15 protein-coding genes are annotated in these 19,770 nt (G+C 40.9%); 7 read left to right on the forward strand and 8 right to left on the reverse strand.

The window, feature by feature from the left end:
• Positions 1–399 precede the first annotated feature (399 nt).
• The 5 genes from ACQ2HE_RS17240 to ACQ2HE_RS17260 form a co-directional block, all read right to left on the reverse strand.
• Positions 400–1,398 (reverse strand): metallophosphoesterase, encoded by a 999-nt coding sequence (locus ACQ2HE_RS17240; RefSeq protein WP_430901022.1) that lies wholly within the window; start codon positions 1,396–1,398, stop codon positions 400–402.
• Between the two features lie 87 nt (positions 1,399–1,485).
• On the reverse strand, positions 1,486–3,162 hold the full coding sequence (locus ACQ2HE_RS17245) for a RagB/SusD family nutrient uptake outer membrane protein (protein ID WP_430901020.1): 1,677 nt from the start codon (positions 3,160–3,162) through the stop codon (positions 1,486–1,488).
• Between the two features lie 11 nt (positions 3,163–3,173).
• A complete protein-coding gene (locus ACQ2HE_RS17250; RefSeq protein WP_430901018.1) occupies positions 3,174–6,134 on the reverse strand; it encodes a SusC/RagA family TonB-linked outer membrane protein in 2,961 nt (986 codons plus the stop codon).
• Positions 6,135–6,713: 579 nt separating this feature from the next.
• Entirely contained in the window at positions 6,714–8,174 is a 1,461-nt protein-coding gene (locus tag ACQ2HE_RS17255) for a hypothetical protein (RefSeq protein WP_430901016.1), read from the reverse strand.
• Positions 8,175–8,195: 21 nt separating this feature from the next.
• A complete protein-coding gene (locus ACQ2HE_RS17260; protein ID WP_430901014.1) occupies positions 8,196–10,979 on the reverse strand; it encodes a TonB-dependent receptor in 2,784 nt (927 codons plus the stop codon).
• Positions 10,980–11,365: 386 nt separating this feature from the next.
• Here ACQ2HE_RS17260 and ACQ2HE_RS17265 point away from each other — a divergent pair, with 386 nt between their 5' ends.
• The 7 genes from ACQ2HE_RS17265 (at position 11,366) to ACQ2HE_RS17295 (ending at position 17,956) form a co-directional block, all read left to right on the forward strand.
• Complete coding sequence (locus tag ACQ2HE_RS17265; protein WP_430901012.1) at positions 11,366–12,595, forward strand: porin; 1,230 nt, start codon at positions 11,366–11,368, stop codon at positions 12,593–12,595.
• Between the two features lie 25 nt (positions 12,596–12,620).
• Entirely contained in the window at positions 12,621–13,268 is a 648-nt protein-coding gene (locus ACQ2HE_RS17270; RefSeq protein ID WP_430901010.1) for a DUF47 domain-containing protein, read from the forward strand.
• Between the two features lie 25 nt (positions 13,269–13,293).
• Positions 13,294–14,697 (forward strand): inorganic phosphate transporter, encoded by a 1,404-nt coding sequence (locus ACQ2HE_RS17275; protein WP_430901008.1) that lies wholly within the window; start codon positions 13,294–13,296, stop codon positions 14,695–14,697.
• 118 nt (positions 14,698–14,815) lie between these two features.
• Complete coding sequence (rfbA, locus tag ACQ2HE_RS17280; RefSeq protein ID WP_430901006.1) at positions 14,816–15,682, forward strand: glucose-1-phosphate thymidylyltransferase RfbA; 867 nt, start codon at positions 14,816–14,818, stop codon at positions 15,680–15,682.
• Positions 15,683–15,700: 18 nt separating this feature from the next.
• Positions 15,701–16,756 (forward strand): UDP-glucose 4-epimerase GalE, encoded by a 1,056-nt coding sequence (galE, locus tag ACQ2HE_RS17285; protein WP_430901004.1) that lies wholly within the window; start codon positions 15,701–15,703, stop codon positions 16,754–16,756.
• Positions 16,757–16,765: 9 nt separating this feature from the next.
• Positions 16,766–17,290 (forward strand): hypothetical protein, encoded by a 525-nt coding sequence (locus ACQ2HE_RS17290; protein ID WP_430901002.1) that lies wholly within the window; start codon positions 16,766–16,768, stop codon positions 17,288–17,290.
• Positions 17,291–17,662: 372 nt separating this feature from the next.
• Entirely contained in the window at positions 17,663–17,956 is a 294-nt protein-coding gene (locus tag ACQ2HE_RS17295) for a hypothetical protein (protein WP_430901000.1), read from the forward strand.
• Here the strand turns inward: ACQ2HE_RS17295 and ACQ2HE_RS17300 are convergent.
• From ACQ2HE_RS17300 to ACQ2HE_RS17310, 3 genes are read right to left on the reverse strand one after another with little or no spacing between them, the layout of a single operon-like run.
• On the reverse strand, positions 17,922–18,710 hold the full coding sequence (locus ACQ2HE_RS17300) for a glycerophosphodiester phosphodiesterase (RefSeq protein ID WP_430900998.1): 789 nt from the start codon (positions 18,708–18,710) through the stop codon (positions 17,922–17,924). The two genes, ACQ2HE_RS17295 and ACQ2HE_RS17300, sit on opposite strands and share 35 nt — an antisense overlap.
• Complete coding sequence (locus tag ACQ2HE_RS17305) at positions 18,703–19,335, reverse strand: phosphatase PAP2 family protein (protein ID WP_430900996.1); 633 nt, start codon at positions 19,333–19,335, stop codon at positions 18,703–18,705. Before ACQ2HE_RS17305 ends, ACQ2HE_RS17300 begins: the two co-directional genes overlap by 8 nt.
• Entirely contained in the window at positions 19,323–19,646 is a 324-nt protein-coding gene (locus tag ACQ2HE_RS17310) for a hypothetical protein (RefSeq protein WP_430900994.1), read from the reverse strand. The genes ACQ2HE_RS17305 and ACQ2HE_RS17310 overlap by 13 nt, the downstream gene beginning before the upstream one ends.
• Positions 19,647–19,770: the final 124 nt, after the last annotated feature.

Raw genomic sequence — 19,770 nt, forward strand, 5'->3', positions numbered from 1 at the left:
TCGCCGCTACTGATGTGTGACCCCTACAGGGTCAATCGCATTGCACATCGTTTAACGGTGCTACTGATGTACGCCCCCACAGAGTTGTGGTTTATTATATTTTACATTAAACGTCATTCAAAGCACCAGTACCCTTCCCATCCAGTAAACATCCTACGAAGCCCAATTATTAATTCTTAATTACTAGTTACTCGTATATTTTTTCACCGCAGCGGCGCAAGGTTCGCAGCGATAACGCAGCGATTGCTCCTCTTCAGTTTCTGTATTTACTTCTTAAACCGATAAGCGACCTCTGCAAGGTTGTCATCCCCCGAATTTTTTATTAAACGTCATTCAAAACTCTAGCGCCCTTCCCATCCAATACACATCTTTCAGAGCCCCATTATTAATTATTAATTCTTAATTATTAATTATCTTCTGTTCATAACTAAACAAAATCTTATCCTGAAAGTTAATGAATTGCACGAAGAGACTGTTGGCTGTTATCGAGCAAGCCATATACCCTTGATCCGATGATTTGAATTTGGTGAGGTCCGGATAGCCGTTTACCAATCTCGATTCTGAAGCGGCCCCACTAATATAATAAGTTGTAGCACCGGTGGGTACTATCAATTCCTGATGGTGCTCATGACCACAGATATAAGCAGCTACTTTATACTTCGCAAACATCGGCTCCAAGGTTGATCGCAAACGTTGCGTTTCTTTTGTGTCTTTTCTCCAACCGCCTGTATAAAGCGGATGATGGCCCACTACTATTTTCCAACGAGCTTTCGATGAACGAAGTACGCTGTCTAACCAATTCAACTCTTTTGCTAAATAGGTGGAGTCGTATTTCGATCCATCGGGCTTGTCGCCGCGCAATAATTTCTCCATTGGATCGGTGTCAAGAAATACAAACAATGCCGAGCTTGTGTCGGCACGATAGGTTTTTGTGTAATAGCGAGCCGGCATGTCCCAGCGACTGCTAATTTTTGAATACTGTACTTGCGCATCGGGATTGGTGCCATAATCGTGGTTGCCCAAAACCGGATGCCATTTTTCATACAAACTGTGAGCAGTATAAATCGACTCAAAAGAACTGATCCAATGATAGTCTTGCGTGCTTTGAACCCCTCTCGGATAAAAATTATCGCCTGTTGCAATAATGAAAGAAGCCTCTAAGTCGTGTGCAGCTCGGCCCATTGAAGCAGCCACTTCTTTCTGATGGTTTTCTCCATTTCTTCCCCAATCGCCCATTACTAGGAAATGTAAAGCATTGGGCTTTTTCACTAGCTCCGGAATGGATCCACCCGTGTATCCTTGATCTGCCAATACCGGAGCCTGGGCTGTTGCGCTATTGGAAACAAAACAAATCACTACGAATAATAAAGAAACAATACTCCATTTTGTCTTCATCATACATCTATTATTGAATGAGTGAAACAAGAAAGGAAGTGGCTTTCACCAACTTCCTTCTGATTGTACCATACTTGATCTATCGATTGCTTAGTAGCCCGGATTCTGAGTTAAGTAATTGGGGATATTCGAAGCACCGTCAATAGCGGTTTGTGGAATCGGGAACACACGCATGTTTTTGTTCGTGTTGGTTTTTTCCGTCCACGTTCCTTCGTATTTATCGAAGCGAATCAAATCTGTTCTGCGATGCATTTCCCAATACAATTCAAAACCTCTTTCTCTTAACAATGTTTCCAAGGTAATTGCGCTCAATGGAGCTGCTTTCACAGTGCCATTAACGCGAGCGGCACGTACAGTGTTTACATCGGCCAATGCGCCTGCATTATCTCCTTTTCTCAATTTCGCTTCAGCGCGCATTAAATACACATCTGCAATACGTACAATGGGAATATCAGCATCGCCGAAGTTTCTACCTGAAGTAGATTTCGCACTGAATTGGAATTTCAAAACGCGGTAACCGGTGCTGTAGTTACTTCCCTCAGCAGTATAGTCAATTGCTTTCGTGAAATTAACGGCCAAAGTTGGCTTGTTACGTGTTACGTTGTAAAGCTTAGCAACTTTGAAATCTCCGTTTGCACATTTTTCAAATGCACCACTTACGCGGATCAATCCCCATTGCTGTCCTCTTAAAATACCACGGTTCATTTTGAAATCTGCAGCCTTCACGCAGGTATCATCGGCCTGAACCGCCAAATTGGTTTGAGAAAAACGTGGATCAGCTAAAGAAGGATCTACTGAACCCGCAGCAGCTTCCCATGTATTGTAAAAATCGGGAGTAATGGCAGGACCATCGGTACCATTGGCTGCCGGATAAGCAGTTAAAGGAAACTGATCGCCCGACAATGAGAAATATGCCAAACGGTTGTGACCGTTCAATTCCGCTCTCTGATCTACTGCAAATACCAACTCTTTATTGTTATGATTATCATCGTTGAAAATTGAAAAATAATCACTGCTTAAAGCATAAGTGCCGGAACTGATAATGCGATTGGTATAATCGATCACCTTATCCATATCATCGGCAGAGAAAGTATGTGTTGCGGCATAACGATCGCGGTACACAGATGCATTCAAATAAATACGAGCTAACAAACCGTATACCGCATTTTTAGTGATGCGACCGGGACCGGTAGTTGTAGTTAAATCAGACTCAGCAGCTACTAAATCGGAGATGATATAATCCAATGCTTCTTTATCGCGAACCAATTTAGAGATATCATCCGGCTTCTCTTTAATGAAAGCAAGATTGAACATGTCCAAAGCCAACCAGTTGTAAAAACCACGCATGGCTCTTGCTTCTGCGATATAGGTTTTTGCATTCGCATCTTTGTTATCAGCTAACGCGTTGATAGCAACCACAGATCTTGATAAACTTTGAGTGATCAAGTTCCATGTATCACGAACGTTGGGATCGGTACTGGTTGTTTCGTGCTTGTGCAATGAAATGTAGATACCGTTATCACCCCAATCGGTACCACCTCTGTAAGGGAGGATCGCTTCATCAGTAGAAATTTCTTGTAAAGCGAAATAAGTGGTGTGACGATAAATATCCGGCAGACGCGCATATACCGGCGCAATCAAACCATCGGCAATTTGCTTTTGTGTTTGTCCTGTAACGGAAGTCTCATCGAGAATCTTCTCATTTAATTTGGTGCACGAAAACATTAAAGTGAGCACCGCAATTACTGCAATTCTTTTATTAAACATAACGTATTATTTTAGAAGCTTACTTGTAATCCAATAATGATAGAGCGTGCTTTAGGGTAAGAGAGGTAATCAATACCGTAGCTCAATACTCCATTGATCTGACGATCGTTGTTAACCTCAGGATCGAATCCATCGTACTTGGTTTTTACCCAAAGGTTTTGGCCTGTAAGAGACACACGCAAGTTTGAAATGTAATTGTCGATATGAAGCTTTCTTACATTCAACGTGTATCCAATGCTAGCGTTGTTCAATCTCAAATAGGCGCCGTCTTTCAAGAAACGTGAACTTACAGGAGCTGCGTTACTGGTGCTTTCTGTAGGATAGTTCAACGCCTCAGAAGTAGTGTTCAAACCTTTGAACAATCGGAGCTTGTAGAAAAAGGCATTCGTCGTATTATCGTAGATCTTATTACCTGAAACCCCGTTGAAATTCAAGCTTGCGTCGAAACCTTTATAAGAGGCAGTGAAATAGAAAGCATAGATGGTTTTAGGCAAGGCAGAACCTGCTGCTACGCGGTCTTTATCACTGATAATACCGTCACCGTCTACATCCTTATAACTACTGTTTCCACTTGCATCAATTCCAGTGAATTGCTTCAAGAAGAAAGTACCAATAGGCTGATTGTTGATGTACCCATTGATGGTAGCAGAAGTTAAACCTGAACCCGATGCAGATCCTGAAGGAATAACAGAGTAAGGCGAGTTCTTAACGATATTGTCTAAGAAAGCAATATTGAAACCAGCACCATACGTAAACTGACGTTTAGTGGTATGACGATAGTTCAAATCCAATTCCAAACCCTTGTTTACAATTTCCATGTTCTTCACGTTCGTCCAAACCGTACCGGCAGGTTGAATAGGATCGGCAGGAACTACTTCCAACAAAATGTTCGTCGATTTCTTTTGGAATACATCGATCGAACCGTTCAAATCGCCATTGAGGAATCCAAAATCCAAACCGGCATTCACTTGCTTAGAAACCTCCCATTGAATATCAGGATTTGCTAAGCGGGTAAATGTAGTACCGGCAGGATAGTTGGCGCTATTGTCTAAAGGATAAGAAGTAGAAGCAGAAACGCTTGAAGTATACAAGGCTTGGGTAATTTTAGAAGGAATTTCCTGGTTACCCGTTAAACCCCAACCCGCTCTCAATTTCAAGTTTGAGAATGGAGTGGATTTCATGAATTTCTCTTCAGTAATTCTCCAACCTGCACTGAAAGAAGGGAAATAACCATACTTATTGTTCTTACCAAATTTCGAAGAACCATCGGCACGGAAATTCGCCGTCAACAAATACTTACCCATGTAAGCGTAGTTGATACGACCGAAATAAGATTGTAGTTCATTTTGAATTGCATATCCACCGGGCTTGTTGTTCGCCAAAGTCAATTCTTGACCTAAACCCGGATTATTGATAGGTTCTACAGCAGCGTTGGGGAATTTATTAATGCTGAAGTTCTTACCGGCCAATTCTATCTTTTGATATGAAAATCCGAGCAACGCACTGATATTGTGCGCATTCACTTTCAAATCGTAGGTCAAATAGTTCTCAATTAGGGTATTGAGGTTTGAACTGGTGAAGTTGTCTAAACGACCATCACGCTGGGGTACCGTACTAGGCAATGATTGAATATCACGAACAGAAGTTGAGTTGTCTACACCAATATTCAACTTGTACACCAAACCGGGCAATAAACGGAGTGAAGGAGAAATGTTTGCTATGGTTCTATTAATAGTGGTAACATCTTTTTCCAATTGGAAGGTCACCAATGGATTATTCAAATCGAGGTAACGAGCGGGATTACCTGCCGAATCATAAGGAGCATAAGTAGGGTTATTGGCCAATGCATCCCCTATTACACTTGAAACAGGAGGACGCAAGTTGTAAGTGCGAGACACGTTCACATTCGCATCGATCACCAATTTATTGTCCCAAAAACGTTGAGTAGCATTGAAACGACCGGTATAACGATCCAAGTCATTGTTTTTAATAATACCTTGTTGCTTTTGCGCATTGAAAGATGCATAGTAGGTGAGTTTATTGCTACCACCGCTCAAACTCAAGTTATGCTCTTGAGTGAATGCATTGCGCATGATCAGGTTTTGCCAATCGGTATTCGCACCTTTATCCACCAATGTACCATTGATCTTTCCAATCTCAGCTTTGTATTGAGCCGCAGAAAACACATCAATTTTATTGGCAACTTGTGAGAAAGTGAATGCAGAACTATAGTTCAACGTAGAAGTACCTGCTTTACCTTTTTTAGTAGTGATGAGGATAACACCGTTTGCACCGCGAGCACCGTAGATAGCTGTTGCAGACGCATCTTTCAATACGTCGATGGCATCAATATCATTAGGGTTAATAAAATTCAAAGGGTTTCCGGCACCACCGGTAGAAGAGTTATCGAGTGGTAATCCATCTACAACAAACAAAGGAGTAGAACCGGTTCTCACCCCACCTGGACCACGAACTGTGATCGACAACTGAGCACCCGGCTCACCGGTCGAAGAGGTAACGTTTACACCTGCTACTTTACCTTGAATCAATTGCTCAGGGGAGTTGATAACGCCTCTGTTGAACGATTCAGCTTTGATTGATTTAACGGCACCGGTAACATCTCTTTTACTTTGGGAACCGTACCCTACTACTACCACATTCGCTAATTCAGAAGAAGTGGCTTGCATTAAAACAGCAATAGTAGATTGATTTCCTACGGCAATCTCTTGGGTTTGAAACCCTACGAAGGAAATCTGTAGCGTATCTATGGCATTTACTTGAACAGCAAAGTTTCCTGCTTTGTCGGAGCTAGTTGCAGCACCAGTGCTTTTCACTTTCACCGTGGCTCCTGACAAGGGAAGATTGTTTGTTTGAGAAATCGTTCCTTTGAGTGTGCGGAGCGATTGCGAGAAGGAGAACAGGGAAGTCATAATAAGAAAAAGCAAGAGACTTCCGTACTTAATTTTGGTCATAAATGTCATTTTTACAATTATTCGCAAAAGTAAGCGTGCAGGTATTTTTTCGTGCACCGGTGCACATTGTTAATGATAGGGTAATGTTATTTGCAATTTGTTAATGAAGAGGTAATGATTTGGTAGCGATTGGGGTTAGGTGTTAGGAGTTAGGCTTCACCGCTGAGAACGCCAAGAGCGCAAAGAAGTCGCAAAGAGTCTCATGTATTTTTTTAACCACAGATATCTCAAATTATTACAGATTCCCACAGATTAGCATCTGTATTTAAATCAACCTGACTCCCGGCTGTTCAATTATTAATTCTTAATTGTTAATTATTAATTAGCACGGCTGTTACATTATTAATTATTACTTATTAATTATTAATTATCTCGGCTGTTAAAAACAAAAGTCCCGATAGACATCGGGACCGCTAACAGTCGCATGAGAAATGTATACTAAAATCTAACCATTGTTCATAAACTGCCTGCAAGATAGAACAGGCTTATTAACGCATTGTGACGAGCGTATTACCATACCATGAAAAGAAAATCCCGCCAAATGGCGGGATTTTCAAACTATCGGAAATTCTAAACTTATTAGTTAGCACCGAACTTAGTCCAACCTTTCCACCAAGTAGATTCTGTTCCGGCAGGAGCAATTGCACCGCGGAAAGTTACGGTAGTGAAGAAAGAAGAAGCTAATTTAGGATCGGTAAAACTAGCACCATTCAAAATCTTTTGGTTTCCGTTTGAACCGGCAAATGGTGTAGGATCAGGTGAAGTATAGTTGAATGGTTGAATCAACTTCGCATCACTTGAGTTGGTTAAAATATCATTATTATAATAGCTCGATTGGAACCAGCTTAAGATACTTGCATCTGTAGATCCTGTTGCAGCACTGCTGCTCACTGAATACTTCATGTTCACTGTATTACCAGCCAATGTTGTATTTCTGATTCTCAGCGTACTGTCATTTATATTCAAATCAGTAGGAGAACCGGTACTTGCATCAATCAAAATACCTTGAGGCCATCCCATAATGATTGAGTTGAAAATAGAGATTGAAGAGTTTCTTCTGATTTGTGCACCTGCACGGAACAAGGTGTTACCGGTGTTCGCTAATGTAGCGCGAGGACCAATGGCTGTGATGTTACTGAATACTGCTGAAGTTTTTGGAGTAGCCGTTGTACCGCTCGCGTTGTTATCGCTTTCAAATGCTTCTGAAGTAGAGATATCAGCAATCAATGAATCTCTCAATACCAAACCGAATTGAACGTTTCCGCTGAAACCGTTATCAGTATCGAAGTCATCATCCTGAGTTTTGTAAGATATCAAATACTTACAATTAACAGTGCCGCCAAACCACTCGTAAGCATCATCTTTGGCATAAGTAACCTGAATGTGATCGATAGTAGTACCACTACCTACTGCTGCCATGGTTAAACTGTTCAATTCTTTATCAGGCTGGAAGGCATATCCTGCGTACTCAATACGAACATATTGTAAAGTACCTGAGTTATCGTCTGCAATTGGAGTTGGAGCCACTGCATCACCGGAACCAGCCAAGCCATCTCCGTTTGCATTGTCAACACCACCTTCTACCTGATACAATCCTGCAATACCATTGAAACTTGTATTGATAGGTGCTTTACCTAAGAGTACAATTCCACCCCAGTCACCTGAAGAAGGGTTGGTAGCTGCAGAAGTGAAAATAATGGGTTCTGTTGGAGTTCCAACTGCTACTAATTTTGAACCTCTTGTAATGATTAAAGCAGCCACATCACTTCCACTAAAAGAACCTTTGATGGTAGTTCCTGCTTCAACAGTCATGGTATGATTGCCTACCATATAAACCAATCCTTTAAGGATATATGTATTTGCTTTTCTCAAAACAGTGTCGGCGTTGATTCTTCCCGACAATGTAATTGTTTGTCCTGTAGTACCTGTACCTGGTTGAGTAACAATGATCACTTCTTTCTCACCATCCATTTCAATTTTGCGGCATCCTGTTACGGCTACTGCTGCAAGGGCAAGGGAGTAAAATAACGACTTCTTCATTTTGATGTATTATTAAAAAGTTTAGAATGAATAATTGAAACTGAGGTTAACACCGGTACCGAATTTTCTAGAGAAGCGAACCGCATCTTTTCCTTTCTCGTAGCGCGTGTTTGAGTCAGCGTTTTGATAGAAATATTGTGTTTGATTTAAAATATCAGAAATGTTCAGACGAAACTCTCCTTTCTTCTTCCATACTTTCTTAGCCACTTGGAAGTCAATTAAATCACGAGGAGCTTCATAAATATCAGGAGAACCGGCACCTGCGCTCAAGTCGCCAACTAGATAAATGCGCTCTCCAATTCTGTTATATAATAAGGTAATGTTCAATCCGGCTTTCTCTACATCGTACAATAAGCCAACGTTTACGAGGTAGGGAGACTGACCTTGCAAAGGACGGTCTACTTTAAATCCTTGGTCTTTGATACGGCTATAGATATAAGCACCATTGGCTTGTACTGTAAAGTTTTTGAAGGCTGATCCTAACTTGTCAAGTTTTTTACGCAATTCTAACTCAAGACCGAAAGTGTTAGCCTTTTCAGGGTTTTGATAAGAGAAGGTGGAAGCACCGCCACTTCCTTCGTTGAAGATCTGCTCAATTGGGTTAGCAAAGTATTTGTAGAAAGCACCTGCACTGAATACTTCACCCGAACGAGGATAAAGCTCGTAACGCAAGTCGAAGTTAGTAACCTTGGTACGCTTCAGGTTGGGATTACCTTGAACGGAGGCATTCAATTCGAAATCGTAAATATTCAAGAACGACAACTCGCGCAATTCAGGACGAATCACCGTTTGTGATCCGGATACACGAATATTGGTTTTTGGATTTACTTTATAAGTTGCGTTCAATCCGGGCAAGAAATCCTGAACTACTGTATGTGTATGACGAGGATCCCAAGTTTTCACGCTTCCTACCAATTGATCGTAGTGTTCGAAACGTCCACCCCAAACCACTCTCAATTTTGATCCGAATTGGTTGTCGAATTGTAAGAATCCAGCGTTTAAGATGGTATTAGCGAGATAGCGGAAGTTTCTTCCTTTAATAGCATCGAATCCAAACAAAGTACCCGTTCCGTTTCCAAAATTAGTAGAATCAAACACGGTAGTGGCAGGTTGCAATCTCAGGTTTGCATTGTCTGAAGGCAAATAGTTAGCGAACAATTTTGCATCGTACAAACGATCTTTGATTTGCAACATGTAGCCGGCTTTTACGGTTTGCTTTTGTCCGAATAGTTCGAAGCTTTCGCTCAAATCGCCACCGGCTGTATAGATATAATCACTCAAATCTTGGTAAATACGGCTACCACTTTGTTGAGAAAGTGAATTTGAAATCACCAATTTGTAAGGATCAGTTCCTATAGTAGATTTAGAATAAAGAATTCTTCTTTGATCAGGAATGTAACCGTCTAAAATATTGAAAGCGCCGTACCATTTCAATTTCAAACTTTTGCTCAAACTGTGATCACCGGCTAATTGTGTAGTGAAGAAAGTATTTTGTTTGAAACTCAATTCAGTTCCTCTCAATAGTTCATCTCTGGTATAATCAATACCCGAGCGATTAGTGACAGAATTGGTTGTATTGGTATTGATGATTGCTTTTGCAGAAATCTTATTAAACGAGTTCAGTTGAACTGCGAAGCTAGCGAGAGCACCCACGGTGATGTTCTGAGAAAAACGATCGTCTTGAAAATCATAGTTAGTACTAAAGATCCCCGAAGCCAAACTGTTGCTTCTATTGTCTAGTTTTAAAAAACGATTGCTTTTATTGTAAGAAATCCCGATACTTCCACCCACTGTTTTTCCGAACCATTTAGAAGTAAATCCACCGTTCATTTGAAAAGCGGCGTTGAAAGGAGCACTAATTTTTTCCGGAGCCCAAGCATTGCGCATTTGCTTGCCGATCGCTGTTTTTTCAGCTGATGTAAGTAAATCGAATTCGCTTTTTGTAGTATAGCTTGAAGGTAAGGCACGCGTTCCATCGTCGATACCCAACCAATCGTATTTGCCGGGTTTGTCGCGGTAAAAATCTTTACCAATGGTTTGCGTATTGAAACCGGTTCCCAACTGCACATTGAAAAAGTTAGCGCTTGGGATATCTTTGGTGTTTACTTGAATCAATCCACCAGCCCACTCACCTGGATATTCAGGAACGAATGCTTTATTGATCACGATGTTATCGATCATTGAAGCAGGGATCAAATCGAAAGAGAAGGTTTTACGATCGGGTTCGGTACTTGTTAACAAGATACCGTTCAACATTGCTTGATTGTAACGATCGGCCAAACCACGTACTACAATAAAGCGGCCTTCTTGAATACTTGCACCCGGCGTTCTTTTCAACACTTCACCGGTATTTCTATCGGGGGAACGGCGGATGGTTTCAGCAGAAATAACAGAAGCTACTGTATTGGTGTTCTTTTGAAAAGAAATGATAGAAGCGGCAGTTTCTCTTCTTGCATTGCTACGTTGTGCCGTAACAGTTACCGTAGAAAGGTTTGATTTTGAAAAGCTTAGTGTGATGCTCAATTCGTTTACACCACCTTTTACTACTTCTACATCTTCAATGGTCTTTTTTTCATAACCAACCGCAGTGATCTCTAAATTGTATTTTTTGCCGGCATTGATGTTGATGGTAAAATAACCATCATTAGAAGAAGTAACACCACCACTAAGTCCAACTATTTTAACAGTTGCTCCGGCAACCGGCTGATTTTTCTCATCAAGAATACGTCCACTGATTTTACCCGTTTGTGCAAGGGCTGTCAGCGACATTAGTATAAAAAGAAACAGTGCAGAAATTTTGCTCACAACTAAATCATTTTGTTGGCGCAAAACTAGTTCTGCACTGTTATCACATCGTTACCCCAATGTTACCGAATGGTTGCCCTAATGTTACCGAATTGTAAACTGATGCCAAGAACCTAAAAAAGAATGTCCCAAAACGCATTTGATAATATTAGGATAATATTCTGTTTACATATACTTTAAATAGATCGTTAATATTTGCACGTTCTTATTAATTATATAGGAACAATAATCTATGGCCTCTATAAAGGCTTATATATTATCTTAAAATTGCAACGCCCTGCCATTCTTGGCGGGGCAATTTCTTAACAGAGTTAACAATTTGGTAATACAGGTTTCTGGTTTACCGAGAGGAAAAACTGCACTTTTGCATCGCAATTTAAGATAATATGAGCAACACTTTTGTAAAGGTGCTGGTAATCAGTGCTTTATTGACAAATTTGGCGAACATAGCCGAAGGTCAAAAGTTCGATTCGTCGAAAGTTAGTGTTCCCAAACCGGTTAAGAAACCTTGGTATGAATCATTCAGTATCAGAGGGTACATGCAAGTTCGATACAACCGTTTATTGGAAACAAACCCAAAACTAAAATGCGAGCAATGTGATCGCTCTATTGGTGAAGGAGGTGGTTTCATTATCCGTCGGGGACGCATCATCATCAGTGGTCAAATTGCCAACAACGTATATATATATATACAACCTGACTTTGGTAGTTCTACCGGAACCACTCAAAACATTTTTCAACTTCGTGACGCCTACGTAGATATTGGTTTTGATAAAAAGAATGAGTTTAGACTAAGAGTGGGACAAAGTAAAGTGCCCTTTGGTTTTGAGAATATGCAATCTTCACAAAACCGTCTTCCACTCGATCGCGCAGATGCCTTAAACAGTGCCGTATCCAACGAACGTGATTTAGGAGCTTTCTTCTATTGGGCACCCGAATCAACAAGAAAGCTCTTTGCAAGTTTGATTGCCGACAACTTAAAGGGATCAGGTGATTACGGTGTATTTGCTTTCGGAGCTTATAATGGGCAAACAGCCAATCGTGCAGAACTTAACAACACCTTACACATTGTATCTCGGTTGAGTTATCCTTTTAAATTGAAAGATCAAATAATTGAACCGGGTATTCAAGCTTACACCGGGAAATATGTTCTACCAACAGATCTTCGATCTACTAGTACGAAAGCGGTATCCAACTTTGAGTTTCTCGACACACGTGCAGCAGCTAGCTTTGTATTGTATCCCAAACCTTTAGGTATACAAGCAGAATATAATATAGGAAAAGGACCGCAGTACAATCCAAGCAGCGATTCCATTGAAGTAACCAATTTGAAAGGTGGATATGCCACAATTTCATATAAAATTAATCGAGCTAATGGTGGTTCTTTAATACCTTACACACGAATTCAACGATACGAAGGTGGTAAAAAGCACGAACTCGACTCAAGAAGATACGACGTGAAAGAGATTGAAACCGGGCTTGAATGGCAAGTAAACAAATACTTTGAACTTACTACAAGCTATGTGATTTCAGAGAGAAGATTCGAAGATTCAAAAGCGAAAAGCAATTTGCAAAAAGGAAATTTTTTAAGAATACAAGTACAAGTCAACTTTTAACCAACTTTTTGAAAAAATAACAACTATGGGTCTCAATTCATTCATGAAGATTTTCATGCCAAAAGACAAGATCTTCTATTCATTGTTTGAAGAAGTAGCTGACAACGTTTCTGCCATGGGTAAAACACTTAAGGCTGTAGTAAACGAACCAGACTTCGATAAGCGCGCTGCTCTGATTTCAAAAGTAGAAGACCTCGAACACCAAAACGACGAGCTTACGCACAAAATTTTTACCGAATTAGGTAGAAACTTCATCACTCCTTTCGATCGTGAAGATATTCACTACTTGGCTACTGCCTTAGATGATATTTGCGATTACACGTTCTCAAGTGCTAAAAAAATCAACTTCTATAAAATCAACCCGAACGATCAAGGCATTCAAAAAATGGCCGATATGATTGAGCAAGGTTGTGATTTAATTAAAGTTGCTGTGAAAGAATTGCGCAACATGCGTAACATGCGTAACATCACTGATGCATTGGTGAAAGTGAACAGCATCGAAAACCAAGCCGATGATATCTTTGATATGAGTATCGATCGCTTGTTCGAAACAGAACCCGATGCAAAAGAAGTGATCAAGAAGCGTGAAATTTATCAAGTAATGGAAGTAGTTACCGATAAATGTGAAGACGCGGCTAACGTGATCGAATCAATTGTTATCAAGTACGCTTAAGTTTTCACTTTAACCATTACAACTCATGACGCTCGTTATAGTTATCATTATATTGGCGTTGATTTTTGACTACATCAATGGATTCCATGATGCAGCCAACTCAATTGCCACCATTGTATCTACAAAAGTATTGACGCCTTTCCAGGCCGTACTTTGGGCTGCTTTGTTCAACTTCGTTGCATTCTTCCTATTCAAGGATCACGCAGTAGCCAATACAATTGCGAAGAGTGTTCAAAAAGAATTCATCACCTTGCCGGTAATCTTATCCGGATTGATCGCAGCGATCATCTGGAACCTGCTTACTTGGTGGTATGGTATTCCTTCTTCCTCTTCTCACACTTTGATCGGTGGTTTCGCCGGCGCAGCTGTTGCACACGCCTATACTACCAATGGCTTTATCTCCATTGGAAAAATTGTAGAAAGCACCTACATCGTTCAAATTCTCTTGTTCATTTTCCTCGCACCCATTATCGGGATGCTGATTTCGATGTTCATTTCAATAGTCACAATAGCCAGAAGAATCTGGTTGCGATTGGGAATCATGGCAGTAGCAGGTGTAATCACCATCTACTTGTTCGGTATTTTCCAAGTGAACAAAATGGAAAAGAACCTCGATAAATTCTACAAAGTAGACAAACTGAAAAAAGAAGTAGTAGCCAAACCTGAATTGAAACCGGAACTCGACGCTGCAAAAGCAAAAGTAAAAGCAGCAGCTGCCTTCCTTCCGGAATACGATAGCAAAGGTGTTGACTATGTAGTGAATCAAATTGCTACTGTAGATGCAGGTGTAGATAAAAGCAAACTCTCTAAAGAAATTTCAAAAGCAGACAACTCAGTATTGAGATACTGCTTGATCGGCATCATGCTCATTTTCGCGTTCAGCTATATTTACTTTGAAAAAATCAAAGAACCCAATGCCAACCGAATTGCAGGTATGTACAAAAGACTTCAATTGTTGTCTTCTGCAGCCTTCAGTATTGGTCACGGTGGTAACGATGCCCAAAAAGTAATGGGTATCATTGGTGCTGCCATGATTGCAGGCGGACAAATCAAAGACTTCAAAGACCTTCCGAACTGGGTGCCTTTAGCTTGTTATACAGCCATAGGTTTAGGTACTTTGAGTGGTGGTTGGAAGATCGTAAAAACCATGGGTACTCGTATTACCAAAGTAACTCCTTTGGAAGGGGTAAGTGCGGAAACAGCCGGGGCAATGACCCTGTTCATGACCGAGCAGTGGGGTATTCCGGTAAGTACAACCCATACAATCACCGGTTCTATTATTGGGGTGGGTGCTACCAAACGTCTCTCCGCCGTTCGTTGGGGAGTTACAATCAACCTGCTTTGGGCTTGGATTTTAACCATCCCTGTAAGTGCGGTGCTCGCGGCTGTAGTTTACTACATCGTTCGATGGATCATTCCGGGTGCTTAATCACCCTAAAATATAGAAAAGAGGCAACTGGGGAGTTGCCTCTTTTTTTATGCAAAAGATTGGGTGAAATGGCAATAATTTGCTTGTTTTACTGTTGATATACAATAAAATAGAAACCATGAAAGGAATAATTCTTGCCGGAGGTTCTGGAACCCGATTGCATCCAATTACTTATGCAATCAGCAAGCAGATCATGCCTATCTACGATAAGCCCATGATCTACTACCCCCTCTCTACCCTGATGCTGGCAGGCATTCGTGAAATTTTGATCATTTCTACTCCCCACGACCTTCCCCAATTTGAACGCTTATTGGGAACAGGTGAACAATTGGGATTGAAATTCTCCTACGCAGAACAAGCCGTTCCCAACGGATTGGCTCAAGCCTTCGTAATTGGAGCAGATTTTATTGGAAACGATTCTGTGGCACTGGTATTGGGAGACAATGTGTTTTACGGCTCCGGACTCGGCATTCAACTTGAAAAAAACACCAAGCCTAACGGTGGTATCGTGTACGCCTATCGTGTAAGCGACCCCGAGAGATACGGCGTGGTGGAATTTGATAAAAATAATACTGTTATTTCCATCGAAGAAAAACCGGCTCAACCCAAAAGCAATTTTGCAGTGCCCGGACTTTATTTCTATGACAACGACGTGGTTTCAATCGCCAAAGAACTTCAACCCAGTCCAAGAGGCGAATATGAAATAACCGATGTAAATAAAGAATATCTTCGCAGAGGTAAACTCCATGTTTCCATCCTCGACCGAGGAACGGCATGGCTCGATACCGGAACTTTTGATTCTTTGATGCAAGCTTCACAATTCGTTCAAGTAATTGAACAACGCCAAGGCATTAAAATTGCTTGTATTGAAGAGATCGCTTACCGCAAGGGTTTTATCAACGCAGCTCAACTCGAAAAAATGGCGCAGCCATTGTTGAAAAGCGGATATGGCCAGTACCTTATGAATCTGTTGAAAAACAACTAGTATTCAAAACCATCTAACATGAAGAAAATTCTGGTTACCGGAGGATGTGGCTATATTGGTTCACACACCATTGTAGACTTGATCGAAAACGGATTTGAAGTAATTTCTGTCGACAACAATTCTCGTTCTTCCGCGCGCATTCTAGAGGGCGTGGAAAAGATCACCGGTAAGAAAGTAAAGAACTACAAAGTTGATCTCTGCAATTTCGACGATACCTTCGCTATTTTTCAAGAGAACGAAGACATTTCAGGCATCATTCATTTTGCTGCTTTCAAAGCGGTGGGTGAATCGGTAGAACAGCCTTTGTTGTATTTCGAAAACAATATGGTTAGTTTGATCAACCTCTTGAAATGCGTGCAGGAATTCAATGTTCCCAACTTTGTATTCTCCAGTTCATGTACGGTTTACGGCAACCCCGACCAAATTCCGGTTACTGAAAATACACCTCCCAAACCTGCTGAATCGCCTTATGGCTACACCAAGCAAATGGGAGAACAAGTGATCAATGAATTCTCGAAAGCCCATCCAACCAAGTGCATTCTATTGCGCTATTTCAATCCGGTTGGTGCGCATCCTTCAACCTTGATTGGCGAATTACCGCTTGGCAAACCCGCCAACCTGGTTCCCGCCATCACGCAAACAGCTATCGGAAAAATTCCGGTAATGAATGTGTTTGGTACCGATTATCCAACAAGAGATGGTTCTTGCGTACGAGATTATATTCATGTATGTGATATCGCTTCCGCACACACGAAAGCATTGGAGTTGTTACTGAGCGGTAAGTCAAAAAAACGTTGCGATGTATTCAACTTGGGAAGTGGAAATGGTGTAACGGTACTAGAAGCCATTCAAGCTTTTGAGAAAGTAAGTGGAGTGAAATTGAATTATGTACTAGGTCCACGCCGCCCGGGTGATGTGATCGCTATCTACGCGAACAATGATCATGCTTGTCAGGCATTGGATTGGAGTATCAAATATAGTTTAGACGAAATGATGTTGACCGCTTGGAAATGGGAGCAAAAGATTCAAACCGATGCTCGCTTTTATCAGAACAAGTCGGCCGGACTGAATTAAACCTTTTATATGAAGCTGCTTACCTCCATCTGGCTGATCGCCGGATGGTTTTCTTTTTATCAGACTCCTGTGTTGGAAAGTAGATCGGTGATTGAGAATACGGTTTCGATAAAGATGCCGGTTGAGTGGAAGCCTATGCCCGATTATCAAATCAAGATAAAGTATCCGGGATCAAATCCTCCAAAACATGTATTCAGCGATAAATCCGGCACTATTAGCATTGCATTCAATTTAACTGAAAGCAAGGCATCGCCGCAGGTATTGGAACAGTATTTAAATGTATTGAAGAAAAGTTTGGAAGACGCCTACCCTTCTGCCGAATGGCAAAGTTCAGAAATCACTACTATTAATAACAAAAAGGTGGGTGTATTTAAGTTGCTTACTCCTGTAAAAGACGATACTATTTTCAACTATTTTGTATTTACTGATGTGAATGGAAAATTATTGATCACTACCTTCAATTGTCCGGAGCGAAAAGTGAAGGATTGGGGAAGGGTGAGTGAAGAGATGATGGGGAGTTTGGAGGTAAGGTGAAAGGCTTTAGTGTTCACCGCGAAGATCGCAAAGCGCGCCAAGTTGTCGCAAAGAGCTTTCATCCCCTTTTTCTATCTTCCCGAATCTCGATCTTTTTCTTTCACCGCGGCGGCGCAGCGGTCGCGGCGTTTTCGCAGCGCTGGCAGTTTTTCTGTATTTCCTCCCTTCCCGCAACGGCTTCGCCTGCGGGACTGAAATTTCATTCGCTACGCTTCGTAAATTTCAGCCTCCTCCCTCGTTCCTCGTTTCCTCTTGTCCTCGCTCCTCGTTTCCTCGCTCCTCGTTTCCTCGCTCCTCTCCTCCTCGTTCCTTTCCCTTAAAACTTAACATTAGAATTTTGATTCCCTTATTATATTTATTCAAAAAAAAAAAATGGGAAAAGAACCTGCTATACTTACGAAGAAAAAGATCAAAGCACTTGTTGAACCGAAACTATTGCAAGCTACTGCTGAATTCGAATCGAAATTTAGAAAAGGTAAATATTTGTCAGCGGCCAAAAAGATGTCTAAAGTATTTGCTGAACAATTATTGATTGAACTGAAGAAGGAAGAAAAGATTCAAAAGAAAGCAGCAAAAAAAGCAGCCAAAGCAGCAGCAAAAGAGAAAGCAAAAACCCCTAAAACCAAACCGGCTAAAAAGAAAAAGAAGAATGCCTCCAAGAAATAAAAGGCAGTGGATCATCGGTTTGAAACCCGTCTAATTCCAGTTGCAAAATTTCATCCCAATCGGCCGGATTGGCCTTACCGTCGAGATCCGGCCAGAATTTTACTCCTGCTTTTTCGAAACTGATCAATTCGTATTTAGAAAAATCACGAAGTTTTCCGTCAATGTAATCGAGTTGAGTCCTTTTCAAAAAGCTCAATTTCTCATCTAGTGTTTTCAAAGAATCAGGTAAGCCACTCATTACTTTAATAGTGGGGTCCAATGCCTTTAGCTTTTTTATTTGATCCAACTGATATACATACACCACAGACCTTTCAATAATATGGTAGCGCTTCATTAAGTCAACCAAATGCGCTTCGCTTCCAGCTTTGAAATCGAGATAAAATCCTAGTGACTTTGGTGCAGTTCGCAATACATCTTCAAAACTTGGAATACAGGTATGACCGCCTTTTAATGGGATCGTTGTTAATTGAGCTAAGTACAGATCAGCCACCAATCCTTTTCCACCAGTAGTTCTATCGATGCTGCAATCATGCATCAAAACAAAGGAGCTGTCTTTCGAATACCTTAAATCCATTTCAACATAATCGGCTCCGGCATGGAATGCTGCCATCATGCTTTCGATGCTGTTTTCAGGCAAACTACTGTGCAAGCCACGGTGTGTCACAATTAAGGGGCCTTTGGCGGAATGAAAATCAGCTCCCCTAAAAGAAAGTGACACTAAAGCCAACGCAATGAAATATTTGTTTCTAACCATTCGAATTGTTTTCAATAGCAATAGAAGAAGCAGTACTAACATTTTCGGAATTAGATTTAGGAACTTGAACAAATACAAATCGTTTGTAAAAGCCATAGACAACAAAGGCCACAAAAGCCCCATAAAGCATTCCAACCAAAATATCGGTGGGATAATGCTTTCCCACATAAACCTGAGCATAACAAATAATTGAAGCCCAAGCAAACAACCAATAGTGTTTTCTTGAAGTCCAATCTTTCAACAAACGATACCAAAGAAAGCTAATACCAAAGTGATTAGCTGCATGACTCGACGGAAATGAATACTCGCCGCCTGGTTCTACTAAGTAGCGCAAATATTGTTTAAGGAAAGGGTCGTGTAGTGGTCGAAGTCGAGCAAACCAAGGTTTGAATAAAGAAGCAGAACCCAAATCGGTGAGTGCTATTAATACAATTGACAAGATCATGAATGAAACATAGTGTTCCTTGGCATTTCGCATCACTAGTGTTAGAACCCAAAAATACAATGGCAAAGAAGCCAATGGATTTCTGACAATGGGCATAACCCAATCGAGCCATTTTGAATCAAGATCATTGTGAATGAGCAAAACTGCAATTCTGTCGAGGCTATCGATTAACTCAAGCATGCTTCTTCAATTTTAAAGTATTGATAGATTTGATTCCTTAGTAATCTTCCACCGGGGGTTTGAGGCCAATTGTCTTTTATCCTTTTTGTGCAAAAACAAAACAACCATTTAAGATGTCGTTCATTGGTAGCAATCATTCCATAATGTTGCAACCAATGTTCACAAGCATACAAATTGCAATCCATCCACTTAAACACTCGAATAAATTGTTCTTCCTCTTCAGTTAGCTTTGGGGTAGCATCCAAAACAGAATCAATTAGTGGAGTGCATATCAATAGTACGTACTCAGCCCATTCTATCTTTTTTGACACTTCGATATGATTGTAATGGCATCTAAATAATTCCATACCAGCTCTGCTCGTATTCTATTTGTTGCATTGAAATTAGACAGTAGATGTGTTGCCTGTATGACTGAATCATTACTAAATATTTAAC

The sequence above is a fragment of the Endoryza foliicola genome (genome assembly GCF_050589245.1).
Lineage (GTDB): Bacteria > Bacteroidota > Bacteroidia > Chitinophagales > Chitinophagaceae > Endoryza > Endoryza foliicola.

Excerpts from the sequence above, each read along its gene's own strand:
- ACQ2HE_RS17240 (WP_430901022.1), bottom strand. The coding sequence starts at position 1,398 with ATGATGAAGACAAAATGGAGTATTGTTTCTTTATTATTCGTAGTGATT.
- ACQ2HE_RS17245 (WP_430901020.1), bottom strand. The coding sequence starts at position 3,162 with ATGTTTAATAAAAGAATTGCAGTAATTGCGGTGCTCACTTTAATGTTT.
- ACQ2HE_RS17250 (WP_430901018.1), bottom strand. The coding sequence starts at position 6,134 with ATGACCAAAATTAAGTACGGAAGTCTCTTGCTTTTTCTTATTATGACT.
- ACQ2HE_RS17255 (WP_430901016.1), bottom strand. The coding sequence starts at position 8,174 with ATGAAGAAGTCGTTATTTTACTCCCTTGCCCTTGCAGCAGTAGCCGTA.
- ACQ2HE_RS17265 (WP_430901012.1), top strand. The coding sequence starts at position 11,366 with ATGAGCAACACTTTTGTAAAGGTGCTGGTAATCAGTGCTTTATTGACA.
- ACQ2HE_RS17270 (WP_430901010.1), top strand. The coding sequence starts at position 12,621 with ATGGGTCTCAATTCATTCATGAAGATTTTCATGCCAAAAGACAAGATC.
- ACQ2HE_RS17275 (WP_430901008.1), top strand. The coding sequence starts at position 13,294 with ATGACGCTCGTTATAGTTATCATTATATTGGCGTTGATTTTTGACTAC.
- rfbA (WP_430901006.1), top strand. The coding sequence starts at position 14,816 with ATGAAAGGAATAATTCTTGCCGGAGGTTCTGGAACCCGATTGCATCCA.
- galE (WP_430901004.1), top strand. The coding sequence starts at position 15,701 with ATGAAGAAAATTCTGGTTACCGGAGGATGTGGCTATATTGGTTCACAC.
- ACQ2HE_RS17290 (WP_430901002.1), top strand. The coding sequence starts at position 16,766 with ATGAAGCTGCTTACCTCCATCTGGCTGATCGCCGGATGGTTTTCTTTT.
- ACQ2HE_RS17295 (WP_430901000.1), top strand. The coding sequence starts at position 17,663 with ATGGGAAAAGAACCTGCTATACTTACGAAGAAAAAGATCAAAGCACTT.
- ACQ2HE_RS17300 (WP_430900998.1), bottom strand. The coding sequence starts at position 18,710 with ATGGTTAGAAACAAATATTTCATTGCGTTGGCTTTAGTGTCACTTTCT.
- ACQ2HE_RS17305 (WP_430900996.1), bottom strand. The coding sequence starts at position 19,335 with ATGCTTGAGTTAATCGATAGCCTCGACAGAATTGCAGTTTTGCTCATT.